This is a genomic window from Bradyrhizobium huanghuaihaiense (assembly GCF_007830635.1).
In the GTDB taxonomy this organism is placed as follows: Bacteria; Pseudomonadota; Alphaproteobacteria; order Rhizobiales; family Xanthobacteraceae; genus Bradyrhizobium; species Bradyrhizobium huanghuaihaiense.
This window is the reverse complement of sequence record NZ_VLLA01000006.1, coordinates 52,368-78,715: the sequence shown is the minus strand read 5'-3', so window position 1 is coordinate 78,715 and position 26,348 is coordinate 52,368. Positions and strand designations below refer to the sequence as shown.

General features: G+C 63.9%; 27 protein-coding genes. 16 read left to right on the top strand and 11 right to left on the bottom strand.

Annotated elements, in window-relative coordinates:
- Window positions 1-188 precede the first annotated feature (188 nt).
- From IQ16_RS14895 to IQ16_RS14865, 7 genes are all read right to left on the bottom strand, one after another.
- Window positions 189-1,016: an ABC transporter permease gene (locus IQ16_RS14895; RefSeq protein WP_018640982.1), complete on the bottom strand. Its 828-nt coding sequence runs from the start codon at window positions 1,014-1,016 to the stop codon at window positions 189-191.
- Complete coding sequence (locus IQ16_RS14890) at window positions 1,013-2,275, bottom strand: ABC transporter permease (RefSeq protein WP_018640981.1); 1,263 nt, start codon at window positions 2,273-2,275, stop codon at window positions 1,013-1,015. The genes IQ16_RS14895 and IQ16_RS14890 overlap by 4 nt, the downstream gene beginning before the upstream one ends.
- Before the next feature lie 22 nt (window positions 2,276-2,297).
- Window positions 2,298-3,356 (bottom strand): ABC transporter substrate-binding protein, encoded by a 1,059-nt coding sequence (locus tag IQ16_RS14885; protein ID WP_018640980.1) that lies wholly within the window; start codon window positions 3,354-3,356, stop codon window positions 2,298-2,300.
- A gap of 48 nt (window positions 3,357-3,404) precedes the next feature.
- Window positions 3,405-4,514 (bottom strand): ABC transporter ATP-binding protein, encoded by a 1,110-nt coding sequence (locus IQ16_RS14880; RefSeq protein WP_018640979.1) that lies wholly within the window; start codon window positions 4,512-4,514, stop codon window positions 3,405-3,407.
- Window positions 4,515-4,604: 90 nt separating this feature from the next.
- A complete protein-coding gene (locus IQ16_RS14875) occupies window positions 4,605-6,173 on the bottom strand; it encodes a DUF4403 family protein (protein WP_145831579.1) in 1,569 nt (522 codons plus the stop codon).
- 129 nt (window positions 6,174-6,302) lie between these two features.
- Window positions 6,303-6,941: a Vgb family protein gene (locus IQ16_RS14870; RefSeq protein WP_018640977.1), complete on the bottom strand. Its 639-nt coding sequence runs from the start codon at window positions 6,939-6,941 to the stop codon at window positions 6,303-6,305.
- A gap of 28 nt (window positions 6,942-6,969) precedes the next feature.
- Complete coding sequence (locus IQ16_RS14865) at window positions 6,970-8,190, bottom strand: hypothetical protein (RefSeq protein ID WP_018640976.1); 1,221 nt, start codon at window positions 8,188-8,190, stop codon at window positions 6,970-6,972.
- A 90-nt stretch (window positions 8,191-8,280) separates the two neighbouring features.
- Here IQ16_RS14865 and IQ16_RS14860 point away from each other — a divergent pair, with 90 nt between their 5' ends.
- Both IQ16_RS14860 and IQ16_RS14855 read left to right on the top strand, forming a co-directional pair.
- On the top strand, window positions 8,281-9,075 hold the full coding sequence (locus tag IQ16_RS14860) for a DUF899 domain-containing protein (protein ID WP_018640975.1): 795 nt from the start codon (window positions 8,281-8,283) through the stop codon (window positions 9,073-9,075).
- Window positions 9,068-9,355 (top strand): hypothetical protein, encoded by a 288-nt coding sequence (locus IQ16_RS14855; RefSeq protein WP_018640974.1) that lies wholly within the window; start codon window positions 9,068-9,070, stop codon window positions 9,353-9,355. Before IQ16_RS14860 ends, IQ16_RS14855 begins: the two co-directional genes overlap by 8 nt.
- Here the strand turns inward: IQ16_RS14855 and IQ16_RS14850 are convergent.
- Window positions 9,334-9,750 carry a c-type cytochrome gene (locus IQ16_RS14850; RefSeq protein ID WP_035665896.1) on the bottom strand — a complete coding sequence of 139 codons (417 nt, stop codon included), beginning with the start codon at window positions 9,748-9,750 and terminating at the stop codon, window positions 9,334-9,336. The two genes, IQ16_RS14855 and IQ16_RS14850, sit on opposite strands and share 22 nt — an antisense overlap.
- Window positions 9,751-9,862: 112 nt before the next feature.
- Window positions 9,863-10,579 carry a L,D-transpeptidase gene (locus tag IQ16_RS14845; protein ID WP_018640972.1) on the bottom strand — a complete coding sequence of 239 codons (717 nt, stop codon included), beginning with the start codon at window positions 10,577-10,579 and terminating at the stop codon, window positions 9,863-9,865.
- A 274-nt stretch (window positions 10,580-10,853) separates the two neighbouring features.
- Between IQ16_RS14845 and IQ16_RS14840 the strand changes: the two genes are divergently transcribed.
- The 3 genes from IQ16_RS14840 (at window position 10,854) to IQ16_RS14830 (ending at window position 13,443) form a co-directional block, all read left to right on the top strand.
- The gene (locus IQ16_RS14840) at window positions 10,854-11,906 is read left to right on the top strand and encodes a glycosyltransferase family 4 protein (protein WP_018640971.1); all 1,053 of its coding nucleotides are present in this window, start codon (window positions 10,854-10,856) and stop codon (window positions 11,904-11,906) included.
- 33 nt (window positions 11,907-11,939) lie between these two features.
- A complete protein-coding gene (locus IQ16_RS14835; RefSeq protein WP_018640970.1) occupies window positions 11,940-12,629 on the top strand; it encodes a class I SAM-dependent methyltransferase in 690 nt (229 codons plus the stop codon).
- 154 nt (window positions 12,630-12,783) lie between these two features.
- A complete protein-coding gene (locus tag IQ16_RS14830; RefSeq protein ID WP_018640969.1) occupies window positions 12,784-13,443 on the top strand; it encodes a hypothetical protein in 660 nt (219 codons plus the stop codon).
- A gap of 239 nt (window positions 13,444-13,682) precedes the next feature.
- Here the strand turns inward: IQ16_RS14830 and IQ16_RS14820 are convergent, their stop codons facing one another.
- Window positions 13,683-15,347, bottom strand: coding sequence for an aminotransferase class III-fold pyridoxal phosphate-dependent enzyme (locus IQ16_RS14820; RefSeq protein WP_018640968.1), 1,665 nt, complete (start codon window positions 15,345-15,347; stop codon window positions 13,683-13,685).
- A 35-nt stretch (window positions 15,348-15,382) separates the two neighbouring features.
- Here IQ16_RS14820 and asd point away from each other — a divergent pair, with 35 nt between their 5' ends.
- The 11 genes from asd (at window position 15,383) to IQ16_RS14765 (ending at window position 25,357) form a co-directional block, all read left to right on the top strand.
- A complete protein-coding gene (asd, locus tag IQ16_RS14815) occupies window positions 15,383-16,246 on the top strand; it encodes an archaetidylserine decarboxylase (RefSeq protein WP_018640967.1) in 864 nt (287 codons plus the stop codon).
- 64 nt (window positions 16,247-16,310) lie between these two features.
- Complete coding sequence (locus IQ16_RS14810) at window positions 16,311-16,874, top strand: NUDIX hydrolase (RefSeq protein WP_018640966.1); 564 nt, start codon at window positions 16,311-16,313, stop codon at window positions 16,872-16,874.
- A 500-nt stretch (window positions 16,875-17,374) separates the two neighbouring features.
- Window positions 17,375-18,490: a site-specific integrase gene (locus IQ16_RS14805; protein ID WP_244635712.1), complete on the top strand. Its 1,116-nt coding sequence runs from the start codon at window positions 17,375-17,377 to the stop codon at window positions 18,488-18,490.
- 122 nt (window positions 18,491-18,612) lie between these two features.
- On the top strand, window positions 18,613-19,077 hold the full coding sequence (locus IQ16_RS14800; protein WP_145831577.1) for a hypothetical protein: 465 nt from the start codon (window positions 18,613-18,615) through the stop codon (window positions 19,075-19,077).
- Between the two features lie 289 nt (window positions 19,078-19,366).
- Window positions 19,367-19,609 carry a hypothetical protein gene (locus tag IQ16_RS14795; protein WP_244635710.1) on the top strand — a complete coding sequence of 81 codons (243 nt, stop codon included), beginning with the start codon at window positions 19,367-19,369 and terminating at the stop codon, window positions 19,607-19,609.
- A gap of 150 nt (window positions 19,610-19,759) precedes the next feature.
- Entirely contained in the window at window positions 19,760-20,059 is a 300-nt protein-coding gene (locus tag IQ16_RS14790; protein WP_145831576.1) for a hypothetical protein, read from the top strand.
- A 62-nt stretch (window positions 20,060-20,121) separates the two neighbouring features.
- Window positions 20,122-20,310 (top strand): zinc ribbon domain-containing protein, encoded by a 189-nt coding sequence (locus IQ16_RS14785; RefSeq protein WP_145831575.1) that lies wholly within the window; start codon window positions 20,122-20,124, stop codon window positions 20,308-20,310.
- Window positions 20,310-21,416 carry a DNA polymerase III subunit beta gene (gene dnaN / locus IQ16_RS14780; RefSeq protein WP_145831574.1) on the top strand — a complete coding sequence of 369 codons (1,107 nt, stop codon included), beginning with the start codon at window positions 20,310-20,312 and terminating at the stop codon, window positions 21,414-21,416. Before IQ16_RS14785 ends, dnaN begins: the two co-directional genes overlap by 1 nt.
- A complete protein-coding gene (locus tag IQ16_RS14775; protein WP_145831573.1) occupies window positions 21,413-22,255 on the top strand; it encodes a bifunctional DNA primase/polymerase in 843 nt (280 codons plus the stop codon). Before dnaN ends, IQ16_RS14775 begins: the two co-directional genes overlap by 4 nt.
- The gene (locus IQ16_RS14770; protein WP_145831572.1) at window positions 22,252-23,757 is read left to right on the top strand and encodes a DEAD/DEAH box helicase family protein; all 1,506 of its coding nucleotides are present in this window, start codon (window positions 22,252-22,254) and stop codon (window positions 23,755-23,757) included. Before IQ16_RS14775 ends, IQ16_RS14770 begins: the two co-directional genes overlap by 4 nt.
- Before the next feature lie 1,213 nt (window positions 23,758-24,970).
- Window positions 24,971-25,357 carry a hypothetical protein gene (locus IQ16_RS14765; RefSeq protein WP_145831571.1) on the top strand — a complete coding sequence of 129 codons (387 nt, stop codon included), beginning with the start codon at window positions 24,971-24,973 and terminating at the stop codon, window positions 25,355-25,357.
- 154 nt (window positions 25,358-25,511) lie between these two features.
- Here IQ16_RS14765 and IQ16_RS14760 read toward each other — a convergent pair whose 3' ends face one another.
- Window positions 25,512-26,180, bottom strand: coding sequence for a recombinase family protein (locus tag IQ16_RS14760; protein WP_244635708.1), 669 nt, complete (start codon window positions 26,178-26,180; stop codon window positions 25,512-25,514).
- Window positions 26,181-26,348 lie beyond the last annotated feature (168 nt).

Genomic DNA, 26,348 nt, shown 5'->3' with positions numbered 1-26,348 from the left:
AGCGACCCGAGCGCGCGCCTCGTCCTTCGAGACGACCGCTTCGCGGTCTCCTCAGGATGAGGCTAAGCAGCATCGGTGCTCGTTGAACTCCAGCCGCGCACTCGTCCCTCATCCTGAGGGCCCGCCAACGGCGGGCGTCTCGAAGGATGGCCCAGGGGAGATCGCTCCGATATGCGATTGCCCGCCGCTCAGCCGCTGCCGCCCTTGAGCCGTTCGTTGCGCCGGCGCAGGCCTTCCAGCGTCGCGAGGAGGATGACCGATACTGTCGTCAGGATCACCGCTGCTGCCGTGATGGTCGGACTGATATTCTCGCGGATGCCGCTGAACATCTCGCGCGGCAAAGTGCGCTGCTCGGGGCCTGCCATGAACAGCACGATCACGACCTCGTCGAAGCTGGTCGCGAAGGCGAACAGTGCGCCCGAGGCGAGGCCGGGCAGGATCAGCGGCAGGATCACGCGTCGGAACGCTTGAAGCGGCGAGGCGCCGAGCGAGGCGGCGGCGCGCGCCAGATTGGTGTCGAAGCTCTGCAGCGTCGCGCCGACCGTGATCACCACGAAGGGCGTCGCCAGCGCGGTGTGGGCCAGGATCAGTCCGAGATAGCTGCCGGTCAGTCCGATCGGCGCGAAGAAGAAATACAGACCGACCGCAGTGATGACACCGGGCACGACGACCGGCGACAGCACGAAGGCCAGCACGAGCGGCTTGAACCGGCTCTTCCATTGCGCCAGCCCCAGCGCGGCCAGCGTGCCGAGAACCATGGACAATAGCGTCGAGGCGACGCCGATGATCATGCTGTTCTTCAGCGAGTTCATCCAGCGCGGCGAATTGATGAAATCGTCGTACCAGCGCAAGGAAAAGCCCGGCAGCGGATAGGTCAGGTACGAGCCCGAGCTGAAGGACAGCGGCATGATCGCAAGGATCGGCGCGATCAGGAAGATGAACACCAGCGTCGAGACAACGATGGTCGTGGTCCACGCGATGCGCTGGCTGGGCGCGCGGAGAGAATTGTCGCTCAATTCTTCATCCCTCCCGTGACCTGCTGGCCCTGCACCAGCTTGCCGTAGACGAGAGCGAGCAGAACGGTGGCCAGCAGCAGCACCGCGCCCAGCGCCGAGGCAAGGCCCCAATTCGCCGTTTCGGTTGTGTACAGCGCGATGAAGTAGCTGATCATCTGGTCGGCGGCGCCGCCGACGAGCGCCGGTGTGATGTAGTAGCCGAGCGCCAGGATGAAGACGAGCAGGCTTCCGGCGCCGACGCCGGGCAGTGTCTGAGGCAGGTAGATGCGCAGGAAGGCGGTGAGGGGTGGTGCGCCAAGCGAGGCGGCGGCACGCATGTAGGCAGGCGAGATCGCCTTCATGCTGCTGTAGAGCGGCAGGATCATGAACGGCAGCAGCACGTGGGTCATGGCCACGCAGACGCCGAAGCGGTTGTAGATCAGGCGGAGCGGCTCGTCGATGATGCCGAGCCAGTGCAGGCTGTCGTTCACGACGCCCTTGCTCTGCAGCAGCACGATCCAGGCGCAGGTGCGGACCAGAAGCGAGGTCCAGAACGGCAGCAGCACGAAGATCATGAGCAGGTTCGACCGGCCAGGTGGCAGCGTCGCCAGCAAATAGGCGACCGGGAAGCCGAGGATCAGGCAGAGTGCGGTGACACCGAGGCTGATGAGGAAGGTGCGGGCGAAAATGTCGCGGTAGATGGCCTGATCCGGCGGGGCCGCGACGATCGCGCCGTCCGCATTCCGCGTCAGGTCGAGCGCGGCGAGAAGGTAGAAGCCGGTGACCGGGCCACCGGCATTCTTGATCGTCGTCCATGTCGTGCGCTCGCGCCAGGCCGGGTTGATCTTGCCCAATGTCTCCTTGGCGGTGCCGGGCTCCGGCATCGCCTTCAGATTGCGGGCCGTGCTGGTCAGGATCGTGCGAAAACCGTTCAGCGCGTAATTGAGCCGCTTGGCCGCAATCGCAACGGTGCCGGCGGCGCGCGCCGCCAGGATGTCGCTCGCCAACGCCGCATAGGCTTTTTCGTCCGGCAGGTCCTTGCCGTCCCAATTGGCGAGAGCCGCGACCGTCTGGGGCAGAACCTGGCGCACCTCGCGGTCATCGACGGCACGCCACAGCATGCCGGCGATGGGGCCTGCGAAGGTGAAGAGCAGGAAGACGAGAAGCGGTGCTACCAGCGCCAATGCCTTGACCTGGCGTGTCCGCTCCGCACGCCTCAATCGGCGCTTGAGCGGCACCTCTGTCGATGCATTGGCGCTGGTCAAGCGCGTATCCGTCATTGGGCGAGTCTTGTGGGGCGCTTTATTTCGCGGCCCATTTGTTGAAGCGCTCGGTCAGGCGATCGATGTTCTCGAGCCAGAAGGCGACGTTGATCTCGACCGCGTTCTTGATGTTGTCGGGCGCCGTCGGCAGGTCCTTCAGCACGGCGGGCTGCAGCTTACCGGCAGCGTCCTTGTTCGAGGTGCCATAGGCAATGTTCTCCGACAGCTTGGACTGGTTCTCCGCCTTGCCTGCGAAGTCGAGGAACTTGTAGGCCGCATCCTTGTTCGGGCTGCCCTTCAGGATGACCCAGCTATCGAGCGTGAAGAGCGCGCCGTCCCACACCATGCCGAAATTTTTCTTCTCGTTCTTGTTCGCGGTGTCGATGCGGCCGTTGTAGACCGAGGTCATCGCCACCTCGCCGGAGGCGAGCAATTGCGGCGGCTGGGCGCCGGCCTTCCACCACACGATGTCGCCCTTGATGGTGTCGAGTTTCTTGAACGCGCGATCGACACCCTCGTCGGTCGCCAGCACCTTGTAGACGTCCTTCGGCGCGACGCCGTCGGCCATCAGCGCGATCTCCAGTGTGGTCTTCGGGCCCTGACGCAAGGCGCGCTTGCCGGGAATCTTCTTGGTATCGAAGAAGTCGGCCCAGCCGCTCGGGGCGTCCTTCAGCTTGTCCTTGTCGTAGCCGAGAACGAAATCGTAGAGGATGGCGCCGACGCCGCAAGGATTGACCGACGGCGGGATATAGGCGGCCTCGCCGCCGATCCTGGAATAATCCAGCTTCTCGAACAGGCCTTCCTCGCAGCCGACCGCCAGCTCGTCGCTCTCGACCTGAACGACGTCCCAGGTCGCGGCACCTCCCTGCACCTTGGCGCGCAGCACGCCGACGCCGCCGTCCCAGGATTCGTCGTTCATCGGAGCGCCCGACGCCTTCTTGAACGGCTCGAAATAGACCTTCTTCTGGGCGTCCTGATAAGCGCCGCCCCACGACACGACGGTCAGGTCACGCGCTTCTGCGCCCGTGGCCAGCGCAGCGCTGGCGCTGAACGCCGCGACGAACCCCAGTGCAATCTTGCCAGTCTTGCGCTTCAGCATGGTCGTTGTTCCTTCTTCATGTGCATTGCGTTGATGTTGATCGCTGGATCAGACGGGATCGAGGGCGAGGCAATCCTCGGGCCGGAAGGTGATGAACACGCCTTCGCCAGGTTGCAGGCTGTGATGCGCTCCCGGTTGAAGCTTGACCATGAACTCCCCATTGCCGGCGACCTCGAGCACGGCCAGCGCGTGGTCGCCGAGATAGATGGTGTTCTGCACTTTTGCCGGCAGCCGGTTGGGTCCTTCGCCGGCGTCGCCATCCCGAACAATCGCGACACGCTCCGGCCGCACCGAGAGCGAGGTCGATGCGCCCGCGCCCGAGACATTGACCGCCCGTGCGGTGACGGCGCCGCCGCCGGCCAGCGCGACGCGACAATAGTCCTTGTCGATGGTCTCGACGGTACCGGCCAGCACATTGTTCTCGCCGATGAAGTGGGCGACGAAGCTGTTCACCGGATGCTCATACAGCGCGTCGGGCCGGTCGATCTGCTGCACGATGCCGTCGTTGAACACGGCGATGCGGTCGGACATGGTCAGCGCTTCGCTCTGGTCGTGGGTGACGTAGACGATCGTGATGCCCATCGTCTCGTGCAGCTGCTTGATCTCCAGCTGCATCTGCTCCCGCAGGCGCTTGTCGAGGGCACCAAGGGGCTCGTCCATCAGCACGAGTTGCGGATTGAAGACCAGCGCACGGGCCAGCGCCACGCGCTGCTGCTGACCGCCGGACAGCTGCCCGGGTCGCCGCTGCGCCATGGTTTCCATCTTGATCATGCGTAGCGCCGCGCTGACGCGCTCCTGCACGTCCGCCTTGCTCGTCTTGCGAACGGAGAGCGGGAAGGCGATATTTTCCGCGATCGTCAGGTGCGGGAACAGGGCGTAGTTCTGGAACACCATGCCGATGTCGCGCCTGTGCGGCGGCACGTTCTTGATCGGCCGGTCCGCGAGGTAGATCTCGCCATGGGTCGGAACCTCGAAGCCGGCCAGCATCATCAGCGTGGTCGTCTTGCCCGAGCCCGACGGGCCGAGCAGGGTGATGAATTCGCCCTTCCTGATGTCGAGATCGAGGTTCTTCACCACGAGGTTCTCGCCATCGTAGGTCTTCTGAATGCCGGAAAAGCGCACCAATGCCGGCGCAGGCGTGACCATGCCGGCTTCCATGTTGTCCTCGCGTTGTCCCCTACAGTGCCGTGTGAGACTAGCATCCTGCGGCGAGAATGCCAGCGGCGCAAGCGAGGCGTGCGGGGTGCGCTACGTGCCCGACAGCTTCGTCACGGACACGTTGAGCGTTCCGCCGGCTTCCGCGACCACGCGCAGCGTCTTGGAGTCGAAGGCGATGTCGGCGAGGGTCAGGCTGTCGATCTTGGCGTCGACCTTGAGGCCGTCCTCGCTCTTCTGGTAGTCGGCGATCGCGGCCGCGATCTTCTCGCGCGCGTTGGCGGCGATCGGCTTCAGGTCGAGCGTCGCCTTCTGCAGCAGCGCCTGCTGCATCTGCGGCACGACCGCGCGCGCCGCCGCTCCCAACAGGCCGAAGGCCGCCTCGGACTCGACCGCGAGCTGGATGTCGGCGAGGCGCAGCGTCTGCTGTGCCTGGTCGAGCATCGGCCGGCCCCAGATATGCACGGTCGCCTCCGCGCCGAGACCGAGCCAGCTCTTCTTTTCCTTGGCGCGCACCAGGAGCGAGATCAGCAGCCGGTCGCCCGACGGGATGACGTTGACGCTCTTCACTGTGACGTCGACCGGGCCCGAACCGTCCTCGGGATAGGTGTGGCCGACCATCTGCGCGGCGATCAGCTTGTTGATCTCGGTGAAGGGCACGTCGATCGGCACGCCGATGTTCACGCCGGTGCCGGTCGGCGGCACGATCGAGATCTTGTCGGGGAACGGGCACTCCGGCTTGGTCGGGCTCGAGGTCACGCGTGTCTCGGCCTCGAGGCCGAGCAGCAGCGTCACCGCCTGCGCATCGACGCGCGGCTGCGCCGCGATGGCGCGGACCGGCTTCATCTCCAGCCAGAGCGGCGGCAGCGCCGCCGAGCTGCCCGAGCCTTGCAGCGGGATCGAGCGGCAGGCCTTGGCCCATTGCACCTTGGCGTTCTCCCGCAGCGAGGGATCGTTGCGGATGCGCTCGGAGACGATGTTGATCTGCTCGCCGACATTCTTGTCGATCAGCGGCTTCACCTGCGCCGGCACGTTGACCTTGGCGCCGGAGACATTGAGGTTGGTGTCGCCGAGATTGACCTGTGCGCCGAGATTGGGCTCGAGATGCCAGTTCGCGGCGAGCTTCGGACGCGAGGTGACGATGACGTTGCCCTTGATCTCGGCGCTGGCGTTCAAATTCTTGATGTTGACCGCGCCGATCCGCTTCGCCGCATCACCGCCGAGCACGCTGCCGAGCGCGTCACCGAGCGCGCCTGTGGCCTTCGCCGACAGCGAGCCCGTCACGTTCAGCTTGCCGGAGAGCGGCGTCGAGATCGTCAGCACGTCCTTGTCGCCGGCGGCCGCCATCGGTCCGCGCACCGCGGTCCAGCCGATATCGGCATTCTCCAGGATCTGCGAGATCGGGTTATCGGCCTTGCCGGCGAAATTGCGCGGCGCGGCCTTCTCGGCCTGTTCGCGGATCGCCGACAGCGCGATGGCGACCGGCGCGACCACGATCGAGCTCTTCGCGACCGGCGGCAGCGGCGGCAGTTGCGCCACCGGCGGCGCGGAATTCGTCGCGCGCGGCGACAGCAAGTCCATCGCCTTCAGGCTGATGAAGAACGACGCCGCGAGCACCGCGACGGCGATCAGGATAGTCTTCAGATTCAACGTCAGACGCATCAATCCCCCAAGCCGCCCCGGTGGGGATTTTACAGGGCGGGCGAGGAGGGCGCTAGAGCGCACCAAGGGGGTGGAATTGGGGCGAACAGGTTAACGGTCGCTAACGCGCCGTTGCCGCGTATCGCGCACCTAGCCGCGCCGGGGACGGCGGACCGCTCTCACATTGCCGCGATCTCCGCCACCGCAATAGAAGCGGTCACCGCCGTCGGACTCCAGGCCCGAGACCATGGTGCCAGCGGGCAGGTCGAGCTGCTCCAGCACCTTGCCCGTATCAGGGTCGACCCGCCTGATGTCGCTGTCCTCGCCTTCCCAGGTGCCGTGCCAGAGCTCGCCGTCGACCCAGGTGACGCCGGTGACGAAGCGCTTGCTTTCAATGGTGCGGAGGACCTTCCCTGTGGCCGGATCGATCTGATGGATCTTGCGCTCCCGATATTGACCGACCCAGAGCGAGCCTTCCGCCCAGGCCAGCCCGGAATCGCCACCACCGCCAGGCGCCGGGATCGTGCTGATCACCTTGCCCGTCGCCGCATCGATCTTCTGGATGCGGTCCTCGGCGATCTGGAATAGGTGCCGACCGTCGAACGCAGTGCCCGCATGCGCGGCGACGTCGATGGAGCGGTCGATCCTCCCGCTGGACGGATCGACAGCGTTCAGCTTGTCGCCGGATGCGAACCAGACATGGGTGCCGTCATAGGTGACGCCATGCACGGCTTCGACGCCCGCAAAAGGTCCGTATTCCCTGACGATCTCGGCGGCTGAACGCTTCATGTGGTTGATCCCTGTGAGGTGATGCAGCTTACGTCTTCAGCAGCGGCGTGGGGAGTAACAAGCCTGTCGGGAAACCCGGGACGGGCGGGGTCATCCAGCGGCGCGCACGCCCGTGCCCGAAGCACTGGACCTTGTTCGACCGCGCCAGCTCCTCGAGGGCCCGCTGCACCGTGCGCGGACTGATTCCAAGCGCAAGGGCGAGCGCGGAGCTCGACCACGGCTCGCCGTCGGTGAGAAAGGCGAGGAGGGCGGCGTGCTTCTCCTCATTGGGGCGCGCCAGCACGAGGACGTCGCGCGTCTTCCGCGGCGCCAGCACGAAACCCTGTTTCGTCGCGCTGATGTCGGCCAGCGGCTTGAGCTGGGTGCGGAGCCGCCCGATCTCGACGCGCAATCGCGCGCGGTGCGACTCATCGACGTGCCTTGCTTGAAACGCACCGCCTATCAACCTGTCCCGCGTGACATCCGCGGGCCATGCCTGCGCCAGAAGGCGGGCGAGCGCGAACAGCACCGGCCGCGTTCCGAGCGGCACGGCAACGCCTTGCCTACGCACGACATGATGGAAGGTGTCCACCACGAGCGCGGTCGAGCTCGCCAGCCGTTCGACCTCTCCGAGCAGCAACGGGTGTTCGCTGCCGTGTGCTATCAGGCGCGCGGCCGGTGTGTCGAGGATCAGGTTGGCGCTGTCGACCTCGGCCATGAGCGCCGGGATTCTTGCCTGCCGCGCTGCATGGCCTGCGCGGTCGAGCGCCGTGCGGGCATCCGTCGTTCTGAGTCGTCTGATGGCGATACCGGCAATCACGAGCTCGCGCACGACTTGCGATGCCGGCGGGAGCGCGGAGTTGCCGAGGGCGGCCAAGGTGCGCTCGGCCTCGTCGAGCCGCCCGAGGAGAAGGAGACGGCGCGCTTCGATGTGGCCCGCATGGGCCGCATTGGCGAGATCGCCGTGCCTTTCGAGTGTCGCGCGTGCTGCCGCGAGCGTTTTCACCGGCCAGCTCAGGTCGCGTGAGACCAGCGCGATCTCGGCTTCGGCCACCACGCATCTTGCACGCGCCACAGCCTCGCGCGGACCGAAGGCGCGCGCAGCGCTGCGCAGCAGCGTCTTGGCCTTGGCGAGATCGCCGAGCTGCGCCATCGCGATGCCGCGCAGCGCCAGCGACGGTGCATCGTTGCGCAGCGCCACGCGGTTCAGCGCGCCGAGCGGATCGCCGGCTTCGAGTGCGCGGGCGGCGGCGGTGATCAGCGACTCCATGTCAATCCCGCCACACTTGTTACTCCCACCGCGCAACCGCTTGGTGCCAGAAGTCGTTGGCAGGACGTCAAGCAAACGCTTTGGAGAGTCATGATGACATCAGCAGAAAAGGCCGGAACCAACGGACAGACCGCCATGCAGACCCCGCCGGTGGTGTCGGCGCAGGACTGGGAGGCCGCCCGCCAGCAACTGCTCGTGAAGGAAAAGGCGCATACCCGTGCCCGCGACGCCCTGGCCGCCGAGCGCCGGCGCATGCCATGGATGGAAGTTGCCAAAACCTATGCGTTCGAGGGGCCGGGCGGCAAGGTCAGTCTGGCTGATCTGTTCCAGGGCCGGCGGCAGCTGATCGTCTACCGCGCCTTCTTCGAGCCCGGCGTGTTCGGCTGGCCCGATCATGCCTGCCGCGGCTGCTCCATGGTGGCCGACCAGGTCGCCCATGTCTCGCACCTGAACGCCCGCGATACCACGCTGGTGTTCGCCTCGCGCGCGCCGCAGGCCGACATCATCAGGCTGAAGAAGCGGATGGGCTGGGAGATCCCGTGGGTCACCGTCACCGACAGTTTTGACAAGGATTTCGGCGTGGACGAGTGGCACGGCACCAACGTGTTCTACCGCGATGGGACGCGCATCTTCCGCACCTATTTCGTCAAGAGCCGCGGCGATGAACAGATGGGCGGCACCTGGAACTATCTCGACATCACCCCGCTCGGCCGCCAGGAGGTCTGGGAGGATTCGCCGAAGGGCTATCCGCAGACGCCGACCTACAAATGGTGGAACTGGCACGACAGCTACGAGGAAGATGCCGCGCCCGACAAGAGATGGGTCGAGGTCACGGATGCCGGCGAGAAGGCGTTTCGCAAGGAGGCCGCGGAAGGTCGTGACTAGCCCCGTCAGCGCAACGGCGCCTACGAGCTACGATGGTGTGACGGCCGCGCGCCGTCTCGCCAGATGGCTGGCCTTGGCGGCGACGCCGACCTTCGCCGTCATGGCCGTGCTGACCGCCGCGCCCGGCGGCGGCCCGGCGGACATGCTGTGCGGCGCCGGGCAGGGGTCTCTGCTCGGCGGCATGGTGCCGATGTATCTCTTGATGAGCGCGTTTCATTCGGCCGCGTGGCTGAGGCTGATGGCGGAGCGGTGGAGGCGTTATTGCCCACCCGCCGCCTGAAGATAAGCAACGATCTTGCCTGCTTCCTCTGCCGAGATGCCGCCATAGGGCTGCATCTTGTTGCCGGACACGACCTCGTCCGGCTTGACCATGAAGCGGGTGAGCTTGTCCTGGTCCCAGGCGAAGCCGGCGTCCTTCATCGACGGAGAGTAGTTGTAGTCCGGCAGTGCGCCGGCCTTGCGGCCGACGATCTTGTTGAGGTTGGGACCGAGGCGGTTGTCGCCTTCCTTTACCGAATGGCAGGTGCGGCAGGCATTGTTGAAGGCCTGCTGAGCCGCCGCGTCGCTCGACGGCTGCTGCGCGGAGGCGGTCGCGGAGACGAGCGATGTCAATGCTGCCGCACTGACAATCGTGCGCAGCCAGGCGCTTGGCGATGTTTGCAGGCATGATTGCATCTGCGCCTCCATCGGGGACCGCGCCGCAGCGAGCGCGCGTCGGGATGTCGAGGGCAAACGAAAACGGCCCCGGTGGGTTCCGGGGCCGTTCGCGTCACAATGTCCTGTCGCGCTAGCGCGTCGCGGCGCCGAGATCCGCGCGGCGTTCCGTCATCGGCAGCACGATCACCTTGGTGCCGACGTTGACGCGGGAGTAGAGGTCGGTGACGTCGTCGTTGGTCATGCGGATGCAGCCGGACGAAACGTGCTTGCCGATGGTCTCAGGCGCGTTGGTGCCGTGGATGCGGTAGATGGTGCCGCCGAGATACATGGCGCGGGCACCGAGCGGATTGCCGGGGCCGCCGGCCATGTGGCGCGGCAGATAGGGCTGGCGGGCGATCATCTCCGGCGGCGGGGTCCAATCCGGCCACTCGGCCTTCTTGCTCACCGACTGGATGCCGGACCAAGTGAAGCCGTCGCGGCCGACGCCGATGCCGTAGCGCAGTGCCTGGCCGTTGCCGAGCACGTAATAGAGATAGGTGTTGGGCGTATCGATGATGATGGTGCCCGGCGCCTCGCGCGTCGCATAGGAGACCGTCTGGCGGCGGAAGCGGGCCGGCATCTCGACGGTGTCCTGATCTTCCGACGGCGCGGCCTGGGAGGGCGCCGCCTGGTAGGGCTGATAGGGCTGGATCGGCTGCGGCGCGGCCATAGGCGGCAGCGGCTGGAAGAAGGGGAAGAGCTGCACCGGCGCGGCCTCGGCCGGACCTGCGAATGCGATCGCGGAGATCGCGACTGCGCCGAAAGCAACGGCGCGCGAATACGTCTTGAACGTGTCCAGATTGAACATTGGTCGCCCCTGTTTGCGCGGGTGTTCTTGGCCACCCCGGCACCGTTGCGGTGCTCCGTTGCGTAAGTCACTAACGGAAACAAGTTTCGGGACGTTTGCGCGGAAAACCGAAAACGGTTTCATCGCGGCAAGGATTGTTTCATGACAGTTTCGTGGCTGCAGGGCTCCGTTAACGAACAAAACAGCGGGCCGACACTTCTATGACGTCACACGCCTGAAATATCCTTGGTTGATGGTCGAAAGCCGAGAATCATCAAACTCTCGGGATTTCCCCATGCGGGTATTAATCGCGACTGACGCCTGGCATCCGCAGGTCAACGGTGTGGTCCGCACCCTGACCTCGCTGGCGAACGCGGCCAAGGCGCTCGACGTCGAGATCGACTTCCTCACTCCGGACGGCTTTCCGTCCTGGCCGCTGCCGACCTATCCGGGCCTGCGCATCGCGCTGCCCTCGGCGAAAGAGATCGCGCGGCGGATCGAGAGGTGCGCGCCGGAAGCGCTGCACATTGCGACCGAAGGGCCGATCGGCTGGGCGGCGCGGACCTATTGCCGGCGCAACCGGCTCGCCTTCACCACCTCCTATACGACGCGCTTTCCGGAATACGTCTCGGTGCGGACGGGCATCCCTGATGCCGTCGGCTATGCCGTGCTGCGCCATTTCCACGATGCCGCCGCGATGACCATGGTGGCGACGCCCTCGCTGCGGCAGGAGCTGTCCGAGCGCGGGTTCAAGCGGCTCGGCTTCTGGACCCGCGGCGTCAACACCGAGCTGTTCCATCCCGATCATCCCGCCCAGCTCGATCTGCCGGGCCCGATCTTCATGACGATGGGGCGTGTCGCGGTCGAGAAGAATCTCGAAGCGTTCCTCTCGCTCGATCTGCCCGGCACCAAGGTCGTCGTCGGCGACGGCCCGCAGAAGGCGGCGCTCGAGAAGAAGTATCCGGACGCGGTGTTTCTCGGCGAGAAGAAGGGCGCCGATCTCACCGCGCATCTCGCTGCCGCCGACGTGTTCGTGTTCCCGAGCCTCACCGACACCTTTGGCGTCGTGCAGCTCGAGGCGCTCGCCTGCGGCACGCCGGTTGCGGCGTTTCCGGTGACGGGTCCCAAGGACGTCATCGCCGATCATCCGATCGGCGCGATCGACCACGATCTGCGTACCGCGTGCCTGCGCGCGCTCACCATGTCGCGCGAGACCTGCCGCAATTTTGCGCTGGAGCGTTCCTGGGAGAACAGCGCGCGGCAGTTCGTCGGAAATCTCACGTCACTTCAGCCCAGCCGCGTCCTGCGCGCCTCGCCTCGCATGGCGCGGCGGCCGGTGCGCGGTTGACCTTTCATTGGACCCACAGCGAGAACCTCATCGATGGCTAAGATCATGAACCTTGACGGCACCCAGCAGCTCGACCTCACCCGTGGCACGGTCGAGCAGGCCTATGACCGCTGGGCGCCCGTCTACGATCTCGTGTTCGGCGGCGTGTTCGCCAAGGGCCGGCAGGCCGCGATCGCGGCCACCAACAAGATCGGCGGCCGCGTGCTCGAGGTCGGCGTCGGCACCGGCATCTCGCTGCCGCTCTATGCGCCGCACCTGCGCATCTTCGGTACCGACATTTCGGAAGCGATGCTCGACAAGGCGCGCCAGCGCGTTGCCGAAGGCAATCTGAAGAACGTCGAGGGCCTTGCGGTGATGGACGCCGAGAAGCTCGAATTCCCCGACAATTCCTTCGACGTGGTGATGGCGCAGTACGTCGTCACCGCCGTGCCGAATCCGGAGAAGGCGCTCGACGAATTCGCCCGCGTGCTGCGTCCGGGCGGCGAGCTGATCATCCTCACCCGCGTCAGCGCCGATGCCGGCATGCGCCGCTTCATCGAGCAGAAGCTGCAGCCGGTGGTGCGTCCGCTCGGCTTCCGCACCGCGGAGTTCGCCTGGTCGCGCTATGTCAAGTGGCTCTCCGGTGCCAACGGCATCGAGCTCGCCGAGCGCCGCCTGATCCCGCCGCTCGGTCACTTCTCGCTGGTGCGCTTCCGCAAGGTCGACGTCGCCAAGGCGGCTTGAGCAGCCTGCGTAAGAGCGGCGGCACGATCCGCCGCTCACGCGTTCACGTGCGTCATCGCGCCGCTGCACATCGTCACATGACAAAATGATGATGTCACACGGCCTACATCGAATCCCTGTAAATCCTGAACCCGAAAGCATTTTGGGGGAGAGCATGATCAAGAACTATCTCGAGCAGCTGCGGATCCAGCGCTGGGACGACCATCGCTACTATCACCACAGCCGCATCAATCAGAGCCTGCACTTCGTCAGCGCGCTGAGCTTCCTCTTCGCCTATGTCTGGCTGTTCATCGATCCCGTGGTCTCCGCGCTGGTCGGCTGGCTGGTATCGATGACCTCGCGCCAGGCCGGTCACTTCTTCTTCGAGCCGCACACCTACGACCACATCAATCAGGCGACCCACGAGTACAAGGAAGAGATCAAGGTCGGCTACAACCTGCAGCGCAAGGTGGTGCTGATGGCGATCTGGGCGCTGTCGCCGCTGGTGCTCTTCGTCGATCCGACGCTGTTCGGCCTGTTCACGCCCTGGGCGAGCGCGACCGACTTTATGCGTCAGGTTGCCAAGATCTGGCTCGTGGTCGGCGGCGGCGGCCTTCTGTTCCGCACCGTGCACCTGTTCTTCATTCGCGACGTCGAGACCGGCCTCGTTTGGATGACCAAGATCCTGACCGACCCCTTCCACGACCTGATGCTTTATCGCAGCGCGCCGCTCGCTTTGATGCGCGGCGAGCTGATGGACCCCGGCCTGCACCTCAACCCCGAGCACACGCTGGGCTTCATCGATGAGCCCGTGCTCGAAGAGCAGCACGCCTGAGCGCGCAGCGCATACGACACACTCCGATGTCTGATGGTTACGTCATGCCCGGGCTTGTCCCGGGCATCCACGTCTGGGAGGCTGCAAATGCTGTGGGCCTCGCCGCACACGCCGTCATTCCGGGGCGGTTCGAAGAGCCGAACTATGGTGCGCGGTTGCGCACCAGAGAATCTCGAGATTCCGGGTTCGATGCTTCGCATCGCCCCGGAATGACAGTGGTTATGTGGAGAGAGCCAGCCTCAGCGCCCAAAGCGCTTGGCCAGCATCTCTTTCAGAATCTGCCGCTTGATCTGCTTGTTGGTCAGCACGCCGTCGTGCCACCAGAAGCCGTCGGCTTTCATCTTCTCGCCGGCGCGGACGAAGCGTTCGGCGACTTCGGTGAAGTCGGCGTCGGTGTAGTTGAGGCTGAAGATCAGGCGGCCGGTGCCGACCCAGCTCAGCGCCAGGCCTTCGGCGCGCAGGTAATATTGCAGCATCCAGTTATAGCGGGACGGCGTGGTGTATTTCACCGTCCAGATCGAGGAGAAGTTGGCGAACCGCACCGGCAGGTCGGCGCTCTCCATCATCTGGTTGAGCTTGTTCACGCGCCCGTTCCAGGTCTCCTCCAGCCCGTCATAGACGGCGCGGAAATTCGGACTGGCGAGCCGGCTCAGGAACTCGTCCATCGCCGTCATGACGTAGGGATGCGAGTTGAAGGTGCCGCGGGCGAAGCAGATGTCGGCGGGGCGGTCGTCGCGGAAGCGGCGCATCAGCTCGCGTCTGCCGCAGACCACGCCGACCGGCAGACCGCCGGCGAGGCTCTTGCCGTAGGTCACCATGTCGGCCTTGACGCCAAAATATTCCTGGGCGCCGCCGGCGGCGAGGCGGAAGCCGACGAAGACCTCGTCGAAGATCAGCACGATGCCGCGCTCGGTGCAGATTTCGCGCAGCTTCTTCAGCCACTCGGTGTAGGCGGCGCGGTCAAAGTTGCCGCCGCGGGAGGAATCGACCAGCGAGGAATCGCCGGGCGCGTTGCTGTTCGGATGCAGCCCCTGCAGCGGATTGACCAGCACGCAGGCGATGTCCTTGCGCGTCTTCAGGACATGCAGCGTCTTCTCCGACATCTCGGAGAGGGTGTAGGTCTCGTGCGCGGGGATGGGATTGCCGACGCCGGGCTGCACGTCACCCCACCAGCCGTGATAGGCGCCGGCGAAGCGGACCAGATGCGTGCGCTTGGTGTGGTAGCGTGCCAGCCGCACCGCCTGCATCACGGCCTCGGTGCCGGACATGTGGAACGAGACTTCGTCGAGGCCCGAGATCTGGCAAAGCCGCTGCACGTTCTCGAGGATGACGGGATGATAGGGGCCGAGCACGGGACCCAGCGCATGCGCCCGCTTCTCCGAGCCCTCGATGCACTCCTTGTAGAAGTCGTTGCCGAAGATGTTGACGCCGTAGGACCCCGTGAGGTCGTAGGAGGTGTTGCCGTCGACATCCGTGACGGTGACGCCGCTCGAGGACTCCATGAAGGTCGAGGTGCCCAGGTGCTCACGCACCAGGCGCGAGAACTGGAACGGCACGCGGTAGCTCTCGGTGAAGTTCAGGTCGGAGATCGTCTCAGCGGCCTCCTTCGTCATCGCGCGACCCCTGGGGTAGCGCTCGGCGTAGAGCGCTGCGAGCCGGAAGAAGGCGTCCTTGCGCTGGGCCACGATGTTCGCGGGCGCGCCGTCGCATCCGAAGTACTTGTCGCCCTCGAACTCGTAGAACGGGAGCAGCTTTGCCACCCGGCGAGACATCTTGGAGTGCCCGGCGAGCGACCGGTGCTTGGCGCGGGACAATTCGACCCGCGCCTTGATCTTCGGGAAGACGGCGGCAGCGGACGCTGCGGCGGCCACGGACATCGAGAGAATCGGGAGTGTCGTTTCCATGACAACAAGCGCTAATACTGTGAGCTGACAGATTCATGACAGTCAAAGCCCTCATCGCCTCTTTCACCCAGCAGGAAGACCTCAACTTCCTGTTGACCAACCGCATCCCGCGCGCGGCGCTGACCCGCTTCATGGGCTGGTTCTCCAAGATCGAGAATCCCCTGGTGCGGGACTTTTCGATCGCGCTGTGGAAGCTGTTCTCCGATCTCGATTTGTCGGAGGCGCGCAAGACCCATTTCAAGAGCCTGCACGACTGCTTCACCCGGGAGCTCAAGCCGGGCCTGCGTCCCTTTGATCTCGACCCATCCATTGTCGCCAGCCCATCCGACGGCATCGTCGGTGCGCACGGGAAGATCGCCGACACCGAGCTGTTCCAGGTCAAGGGCGCGCCCTATTCGCTGCTGGACTTGCTTGGTGACTCCGCGCTGGTCGAGCAGCACCGCAACGGCTCCTTCGTCACGCTGCGGCTGACCTCGAGCATGTATCATCGCTTCCACGCGCCCTATGACGCGCATATCGAGCGTGTCACGCTGATCCATGGCGATGTCTGGAACGTCAACCCGATTGCCTTGAAGCGGGTCGAGCGTCTGTTCTGCAAGAACGAGCGCGCGGTGATCCGCACGCATCTTTCGACCGGCGAAGCCGTGACGCTGGTGCCGGTGGCGGCGATCCTGGTCGCGAGCATCCGCCTGCACTTCCTCGACATGGTGTTGAACGCGCAGACGCGCGGGCCGGTCAACTTTCCCTGCGACGTCAAGGTGAGCAAGGGCGAGGAGCTCGGCTGGTTCGAGCACGGCTCGACCATCATCATCCTCGCGCCCGGCGATTTTACCTTCTGCGATGGCATCGCAGAAGGCACGCGCATTCGCGCCGGTCAAGCGCTGCTCAGAAGAAAGTAGCCTTCAATCCGCCGCGCCGGCCGCCTATATCGTCTTTCGGGGACGACGATACTGGATGTGAGCGATGGCGCGGGCGCCGGTGATGGCGGCGGGGGGTATTGTGCTGCGGCGTGGCGCGCCGCCGCTGGTTGCGGTCGTGCGCCAGCGCAAGCGCAATGAATGGGTCCTGCCCAAGGGCAAGCTCGACGACGGCGAAACGCCGAAGGAAGCGGCGCACCGCGAGGTGCTGGAGGAGACCGGCCACGACGTCGCCATCCACGAATTTTTGGGCACGCTGGTCTACCAGTCTGGCGGCCGCTCAAAAGTCGTGCATTTCTGGCGGATGGAGGCCGAGGGCGGTCAGGTTCGCAAGCTGATGAACGACATCAAGGCGGTCGACTGGCTGACGCTGGACGATGCGATCGCCCGCCTGTCGCGCGAATATGAGCGCGCGTTCCTGACTCAGATCGGCCCGATTGCGCTCGCGGCGGCAGGACTGGCGCCATCGCCGGCGCCCGCGCCATCGCTGGCGGCGGACGATATCGATGCTGCCTTGCAGACGCTGACACCGGCGGAAGCCGCTTCCGTTGAAGAATTGCGGCATGGCCTGCTGCAGAAGGTGAAGGCCTGGCTGCGCGGCGAGGCGTGAGGCCTTTTCACGCCTCGTAATTTGCGGTGAGTCGGTCTTCGCGAGCTAGTATGCCTGCAGAGCCTCAGCTCTCTCCAAGCCGTCATTGCGAGCGCAGCGAAGCAATCCAGAGTCCCTCCGCGGAAAGATTCTGGATTGCTTCGCTGCGCTCGCAATGACGGAGGAGAGGGCCGCCGCGTTGACGCCACCTTCTCCCGCAAGGGGAGAATATGCAAGTTGCTGCCTAGCGCCTGCTAGCGTTGCACTCGCAAGTAAGGCATTGAAATTTCAAAAAAACACGCGCATGCTATGCAGGCGCTAACAGGCGCAGGGCCTCTGCTTTTTTTTACACCAGCCCTACACTGTGAGCCTTTCCCATGCCAAAGCCACGCAAGATCACACTGGAAACACCCACCGCCCGCGCCAAACTCATGCCGCGCAAGGCAGGCTATTTTGTCCGCGTCGCGCCGAACATCGCACTCGGCTATCGCCGCAATCAGAGCGGATTTGGGACATGGAGCGTGCGTTTCGCCGACGGCAGCGCGAGCGGTTGGCTGAAGAAGTTCGGCGTCGCCGACGATCTGGAACCCGCCAACAACACGAGCGTGTTCAACTACGATCAGGCGCTGCGCCAGGCGCGCAAACTGGCGCGCGGTGAGGCCGACGCCGAAACTGAGATTATTGCGACAGGCTTTGCGCCGATCTCGCTGGATGGTGCCTTGACCGACTATCAGGGCGACCTCGAAGCCCGCGGCGCCAGCATCTACAACGCCAGTGGACTGCGGCGGCATCTCAGCTCGCAGTTGCTCGGCAAGCCCGTGGCGCTCCTGGACGCCAAGGAGCTGCGCAAGTGGCGCGATGGTTTGCTCGCCAAGGGCCTGCAACCGTCCAGCGTCGTGCGCTACTGCAAAAGCCTGCGCGCTACGCTCAATCTTGCCGCTTCCCACGACAAGCGCATCCAGAACGCGGATGCATGGAAAGCCGGCCTGGAGTCGCTGCCTGACGCCACCGTCGCCCGCAATGTCATCCTTGGAGATCGCGACGTGAGCCGGTTCGTGGCCGCCGGCTACCGCGTCGATGCCCACTTCGGTCTGTTCGTCGATGTGCTGGCGGTGACCGGCGCGAGGCCGTCGCAAGCCGCCCGGCTTCTGGTCGAGGACCTGCATGGGGGTGCCAAGCCGCGTCTGACGATGCCGCGCTCGGCGAAGGGTGGATCGAAGAACCGCGCCGCGCGCAAGCACGAGCGCATCAGCGTGCCGATCACTCCAGCGCTGGCGGCGAAGCTGAAGCAGGCGGCAAAAGCCCGTCCGGGCGACGCGCCGCTGCTGTTGCAGGTCATCGGGCTGCCCTGGGGCGGCTCCGACGACTACCGCGAGGACGTCGCCGCGATCGTCGCCGCTCTGAAGCTCGATGCAAAGACGACGCTGTATGCGCTGAGGCACAGCAGCATCGTGCGCGCATTGTTGCGCGGCCTGCCGATCAGGCTGGTCGCCGCGGCGCATGACACGAGCGTGCAGCAGATTGAAACCACATATTCCAAATACATCACGGATCACTCGGATGACATCTCGCGCGCCGCGCTGTTGCATCACGCGCCAATGGCACTCGCTGACAACACCCTGGAAGCGACGGGCTGATCTTGGTTAGCCGGGAAAAGAAGTCACCAAACTGGCGCAGGCGGCGCCCTCCGCTCGAAGACCTTTCCTTTTGGTCAACGATTACGCTCGTTCACCGCACCCTCTCACAGAAGATGGATGGCGTGGACTTCTCGCCCGCCGCTAACCTAAAGATAGCGCGATGCATTGCAGCGGAAGAGCTGATCTGCATGCGAGAAAGCAGAATAACCGGCGTGCGTGAATACGTTCCACCGTCTCTTCTGGATCCACGAGCACTGGTTGCCGCGCTTAATAGTTCCACGGCGGTGTCTGTACCACGGGCTCACGGTCCCATCCAGGGCTGGATCTACTATTGCAGTAAAGAGGACTCCAAAAAGCTACTCGGGTCGCAGGACGATACACCGCCAGGTCGGGTTGCGTCGGGCCCGAAAACCAGGGTGGATTGGAAGTGGGTCGTTGCTCGCGAGGTAATTCGCCGGCTCATGCCCGACAAAAAATTTCCTACGACAAAAGAGATGCTTGATTATTGCGGCACAAATATTCGCTACGTCCCGGACGCGAGCGACATGCGTAAACTTCTCAAGGAGTTGAAGGAGAAGAAAGATTGATCATCTCGTCGCCGTATTGCTGGCGACCTGTCGCCGAATTCGTGAAACGCGCATGCTAACGATTTGATCTTAAATCGTTTTTTCATTTTCTTTCCCCTCCCTCGCTTCAACCACCGCGCAAGTCGTAGCGTATTGGCAGCATCAATGACCAAGGAGCTGCACCAGAATGGCGCGCAGGGAAGTTACTGGCCGTGGCCCGAGCGTCACCGCCGCTCCTCGCGTGGAGCTTGCAAGCGGTCCTCCGCTTCCTAATGAGAAAACGTCGGCTCCCCCTGTCGAGCCGAAGCGGGTGAAGCGCGCCGTGTTGCCGCCGGTGCGTGGGCCGCCCATTGCACCGATGGCCTATTCGATCCGGCAGTTTTGCGAAGCGCACAACATCAGTGTCGACACCTACTTCCGCATGCAGCGTGTCGGCTTTGGGCCGGTGACGATGAAGGTCGGTGGCCGCACGCTGATTAGCGTCGAGGCTGCCGCAGCATGGCGTCGCGAGCGGGAGGCTGAGACGAGCACTCGCACGGTCGCCGCCGAGTAATCGGCGCAGGCACATCAAAATTTCAATCTGAGTTCGACCGGCAGTGCTGCTCGGCCGGGGGCAACCTGTTGCCCAAAATGAGCGGAGCCGAACCAGGTGCACCCGCCTCAGAAACCGATGCACCTGGTCGATCAAGAAGGAGGGCTTCTTATGCCCAATTCCGCGACTGAAACCGCTGCCGCTCCTCATGCGGTAGCGGTCCCCGACTCGCCTGTCAACGTCATCGTGCGGCTGTTGAAGCACATCGCCGAGCGGCTCGATGACGTCGGCGAACGCGTCTCCCTTGCCTGCGGTGTGGCTTCGGTCGAGCTGGAAGTGTTGGAATCGTTCGATCTCGGCGATGACCTGAACGATCGGCGCAAGGCGCTCGGGGATGATTTGCTCGAGATCGAGATTGCCTTGCACGGCCTCAATGAAGTGGTCGATCTCATCAACGAGCTCACGTCGTAGCAACTGACACAGGGGGGCGTCATCGAGAGATGGCGCCCTTCGTTTTTTTGGAGCAAACGCAAATGACTGACTTGCCTGGTATTCGGACCGCGACCTTCCTTGATGCCACTGTGCGCCTGATCGCGAAGGCGCGTTGCCCGAACTGCGGCACGCCGCTGCGCCCGCATGACTTCGAGCCGCTTGAACATGGTGATTGGCGCCTTGTCTGCACCGGTTGCCACATCGTCCTGGTTGAAATCGAGAACCGGTGATGCCAGGACGCATCAAGGCGCAGAGCGGCGCGATGGCTGCCGCGCTCGGCCTCGCCTCACTTCCAGCCGATGCATGGCAATCCCAGCGCAATCCGGCGCTGGAGGCGGTTCGCCTCGTCGCCGATGGCGACGGTCTTTTCATCATCTCCACCAGCTTCCAAGGGGCTATCAGAATCCGGATTGATGCGGAGGCCGAGGGCGAGTTAGCGGTCCCGTTGACTGTGCTCACGACCCTGGTGCGGCATTTCCCGGCCGATGCGAAGATCGCAATCGTCGCCGAAGACCAAGCGGCAATGGTCACTGCGGCCAATTCGAGCTTCAAGGTACCGATCTCGCCCCTCGCAGCTCTGCGGGAGCTGCCCGTCCTGGGAACCGAGACCGGCCGCGTTGAGCTCGATGCTAGGATTGCTCGCGATCTTTTTGCCCGGCCGGCGTTCGCTGCTGACGACGACATGTCACGGGCATATCTCAGCGGCATCCTCCTGCACAGCGTTGGTGAAAACCTTATCGCGGTGGCTACGGACGGTGTCCGGCTCTGCCGTATCAGCGCGCCGGCGACGACGACACTTTCGGATGATCGCACGCTGATCATTCCGAAAGGGATGGTGAGGATCATTAGCCGCCTGCTCGGCAACGCGTCGGGCAACGTGACGCTGCGTCGGTCCGAACGGTTGTTCGCCATCGAGGGTGCGGATTTTGCCGTCGTCAGCACAAGGATTGATGCGACCTACCCGGCTTACGAGAGGTCGATCCCGTCGGCCGGGCCGAACGTGATCACGACGAGCCGTGCCGAAATGCGCGATGCGCTGGCACGTTTCGCTGCGGTGGCCAATCCCCAGACCCGCCCGCATATCCTCAGTTTGCGCTGGGACGGCCGTGGTTTGTACCTGCGGGCCGACGGCAGTGAGGACCGGCTCCCGGCTGCGACCGAGGGTGAGGCTGTGCTCGCGGTTCGGACCCGCTTTCTCGCCGAGACTATCGACGCTGTGCGCGGCAACAGCGTCAGGATCCATGCGACTGAACCCGGTCGCATAGTCCTCATCACTGATCCCGAGGATGAGAGCTTCCTCGCAGGACTGATGCCGATCCGGCCGAGGTCCTCATGAGTGATCTGCTTGCCGCGGCGCTGGACTTTGCGGCCCGCGGGCTGCCAGTGTTCCCGTGCCTGCCATACGGCAAGACACCGGCGGTGGTGCGCGGTTTCCATGCCGCCACCACCAACCCAGCAACAATCCTCCGCTACTGGACTGATCCCGAACGCAACATCGGGATTCCGACCGGGGCGCCCTCCGGGATTTGGGCTCTCGACATCGACGGCTTGGAGGGTGAGGCGAACCTGCGTGCGCTTGAGGCGAAACACGGAGCGATTCCGAAAACGCGCACCGCGCTGACGGCCAGGGGGCGGCATGCTTGGTTTGCATATCCGGGCTCGTTGCCAACCACGGCAGGGAGGATCGGCCCGGGCATCGATACCCGAGGCGACGGCGGATACGTTGTCGTGCCTCCCTCTGTCCATCAAACGGGCCACCGCTACGCCTTCCTCGGTGACCCCTGGGGGCCGATTGCAAGCGCACCAGCGTGGTTGATCCATGCGGCCCACAGGAAGCCGCCTATGCGGCTCCCCGAGCCCATGGAGCCCGTCACAGCAGCGGGCCCTAGCCGGCCGCCTGGCGCCTACGGTCACGCCGCATTGCGAACCGAAATCGCCGCGCTTGCTGCCGCTGCGCCGGGGCGGCGCAACGACGCGCTCAACCGTGCATCTTTTAATCTTTTTCGTTTAGTCGCTGGCGGAGAGCTTGCCGAGGACGAGGTGCTCGCCGAGCTGCACCGAGCCTGCGTCATCAACGGCCTCGTCGTCGATGACGGCCTATCGAGCGTGAACCTCACCATCCGTAGCGGTCGCGCCGCTGGATTGCGGCACCCGAGATCGCGACGCGCGCCATGACCGAGGTGCTGCGCCCGTACCAAATCGAGGTGATCGCCGAGTTCTGGCGCTCCGTCGACGCGGGGCAGCGCAGGATCATTCTCGTGGCGCCCACAGCCTCGGGCAAGACCGTGATCGCGCGCGCGATCATTGAGGAGGCCCGACGGAAAGACCGCGGATCTCTGTTTCTTGCCCACCGTCGCGAAATCCTGGCCCAGACCAGCAACAAGCTGCTCGGGATCCCCCACGGCATTATCCGGCCTGGAATTCAACCGCGCCCGCTCGAGATGGTGCAGGTGGCGAGCGTTCAGACTTTGCATCGTCGCGCCATCAAAGCGGGCGTGATGGAGTTGCCTGAAGCCGGCTTGGTCATCGTCGATGAATGTCACCACGTCGTTGCCGACAGTTACCGATCAATCGTCGAGCGGTACCCAGACGCGATCCTGCTTGGGCTGACCGCCACGCCGAGCCGTGGCGACGGTCGAGGCCTCGGCTCTGTGTTCCATAAAATGATCCAATGCCCGCAGGTTGGCGAGCTCGTCACGCAGAAGTACCTGGTTCCGACCCGCGTATACGCGCCCGTAGACCCTGACCTCGGCGGTGTTCACGTTCGCCACGGCGATTATGTCGAGAGCGAGCTAGCTGAGCGCATGGATCGTCCGCAACTGGTCGGTGACATTGTTACCAACTGGATAAAGTTCGGCGAGCGGCGCAAAACGGTGTGCTTTGCGACCAACGTCCGTCATTCGATCCATATCCGTGATGAATTCGCTGTCACCGGTGTCCACGCCGAGCACATTGACGGCACGACGCCGATAGCCGAGCGCGACGCCGCGCTGGCGAGGTTGGCTTCCGGTGAAATCCAGGTCGTCACGAACTGCATGGTGTTGACCGAAGGGTGGGATATGCCCGCGCTCGGCTGTCTGATCCTGGCGCGGCCGACGCAGCAGATGGGCCTCTATCGCCAGATGATCGGGAGAGGGCTGCGACCCGCGCCGGGCAAGGTCGATTGCATCGTTATCGATCACTCTGGGGCCACCTACCGGCTCGGGTTTGCAGAGGATTTCATCAAGTGGACCCTGGATCCTGACCTGCGCGCGGAAAACCCAACCCATACTGCTCGAGATGGGGACTATCCAGGCGGCCCGAAAATCGTCGAATGCCCTGAATGCGGCGCTGCCCGCGTTGGGGGGATGGCTTGTTTGAGCTGCGGCTACTTGCCAGCCCGATCGCCTCGCGCTGTCGAAGTGCTGGATGGTGATCTCGGCCTCGTCGATGCCAGTCGCAGGGCGCAACCCGAGCCTGTCGACCTCCGTATTCGTGATGAATGGCACGGCATGCTCGCCGGCATCGCAGCCGAGCGCGGCTACAAGCCGGGATGGGTGGCTCACCAGTACCATACGCGGTTTGGTGAATGGCCACCACCGGGAGCGGAAGCGGTATTGCGTGAGCCCACGGTGGAGGTCAGGCGCTGGGTGACGTCGCGGATGATCGCGTTTGCACGGCGGCGGAAGTCGGCATGAACAAGAGGCGTGCCACTGAGCGTTTTGTCCGGATTACCGAAGGGATGAGGGAGACCCCGGCTTGGCGAGGCCTCAACGGCAACGCGCGTGCCACCTACTTAGAACTGGCCAGACTCTATCGTGGTAACAACAACGGCCGGATAGGTTTCTCAGCTCGGCAGGCGTCTTCAGTCATTCCAATTTCAATATCCACTGCCGCCCGCGCTTTGGCGATGTTGGAAGAGCGGGGTTTCATCGTCGCAGAGGCCAAAGGACGATTTGACCGTAAACGTCAGGCCACTCGGTGGCGGCTCACCGAGTTCGACAGCAATGTTAGTGGCGAGGGGGCCAGTCGCGATTTCGAAGCTTGGAGTTCGGTCGACATTCCTCCAGCTCGACCTCGCAGAGATAGAGAAGGGAAGGGGATAGATGGATAGCTATAGACTGTCTCACCCATGACACTATGCATAGTGTCACCCATGAGACTATAAGAGGCCTACAGTGTCACCCATGACACCACATAGTCTCACCAGCGATACTGTTAGTCTCACCCATGACACTATGCGGCGAAGATTTTGGCGAACGACCTGAAGCATTGCTCGGCGAACTTTCAGCAACTCGCCATCGTGGCATTATGCTATAATTGGCCCGTCAAGCGCCGAGAGAAGCTGTGCCATGAGTTCATTGCGAGGTCGGCGAGATCCAAGGACCGGTCGCGTATTCGGATTTCAATCCGAAACGCAGCGCCACAACTTCATGATCGGTCGTGCACGGTTCTGCGATGGCCCAAACCGTCTTATGCCCACTTGCACGGCGGTGACCCGATCTGGCGAACCTTGCAAGGCAGCCAGGATGCGCGGCCGATCAACATGTTTTCGTCACGGCGGAAGTCCAAAAGCTAAAAAGACGCGGCTGACGGCCGCATACTTTTCAGGAGATGCGGACCGCATTCAGCGTGCCGAGATGCGATTGGAGCGCAATCGGTTATGTATGCTTTGGTCCCATGATCCCAGCCGGCCGGGCAAGACGATTGTTCTGATGCCCGATGATGAGGAGATCTGTAGAGCATGGGCATCGCAGCAAGATTTCCGGCTCGATACCCTGGACCAGGATCTCCCGGCGTTTTCCGACGCCCTCCGATGGCTATGGGCTAGGAAGTCGCGCGGCCTTGTCAGTGAGGAGGATATGACCGCCAAACTCGCGCGATTGCGCAATCGTATCTTGGAGGCCAGCGTTGCCCTCGATCATTCGCGATAAAAATGGCAGGTTTGTACCTGTAGTTCGGCCGAAGCTTTGGCAGACCGCTACCGTAAAGCGAAGCCGCGACCGAACCGATCGGATTGGACGCGCCCGGAAGCAGCTAAGGGCAAAGTTAGCAACGACCCAGTGGATTGGTGAGCTAGATCGCCAGGGAATTTACGAGCTGGAGGCGTGTGGCATTGAGTGGCCGACCGTTGAAGCGTGGGTCGACGCCCTAAACCCGCAAGAAGCCAGTGCGGCGCGAAGGTTCGTGAAAAACGTCCTGCAGGTGTTAACAGACCATGAGGCGCCGGCGAGGACACAAAACGAGGTCTACAATGAACTTTATCGGCGGTTGATCACCGCCGGCTTCGCGGACTGACCGCCTCGGGGTTTGATCACGGCAGAATGGTCCGCCATAACTCCACGCGGGCCGCTGATGCGCTCTTGGTGGCTCGGAGCCCCCAAGGCCAGTGAAGAAACAGGCCGCTCCTTGACCGTCTCAGGGCGCAGAGACGCTATCACCCCAAGACATCTTATTGGAGCGCCCGCCAGACCGTCGCTTCGCCGACCTCGTACTCGCGAGCCAATTGCGCCAGCGTTTCGCCGGCAGCGTACCGCTCGGCCAGTCGTCTGCGCTGACTGTGATCGAGTGCAGCAGGACGGCCGAACTTTGTGCCCTTGCGCCGGGCCCGCTGAATGCCTTCCTCACACCGCTTGCGGATCAGGCTGCGCTCGAACTCGGCAATGCCGCCCATGATAGTCATGACCAGCCGACCCACATCGGTCGTGGTGTCGCACCAGCTCTCGCCGAGCGAGACAAAGCCGCAGCCTAGTTCCTGCAGGTCATGCAGAATGTTTTGCAGATCGCGGCTCGACCGTGCCAAGCGATCCAGCTTCGAGACTACCAGCACGTCGCCTTGAGTGATTGTCTTCATCAGTTTGGCGAACTCTGGCCGCCCGTTGATCGACTTGCCCGAGACCTTTTCGCTGAACACGCGTTCGCATCCGGCGGCCTTCAGGGCTTCGATCTGCGCAGTGTGATCCTGCGCACCCGAGCTCACTCGTGCATATCCAAGTTTCATTTTCTGCCCCAATATTGAAAGAGACACTTTTGGAATCCAAAAAGCGCGATAATGCAAGGGCAATTTCGATCTTTCAGAAAGTAGAGTTTTTGAAAGATGCGGAGCCATCAGCGGCGACAATCGGCGACCCGACGCATGGTTCGCGGGGTATGATCGTGACCCGGTGACTGCGGCTGCGTCTCAAAACGAACCTATCAGCGGGCGTTCGGCAGACTGCTGAAGCACGGGCCCGAGGGCATGGCTTCTGGCACCGCCCCCTGGTAGCCCCCAACATCGGGATCTGAAACG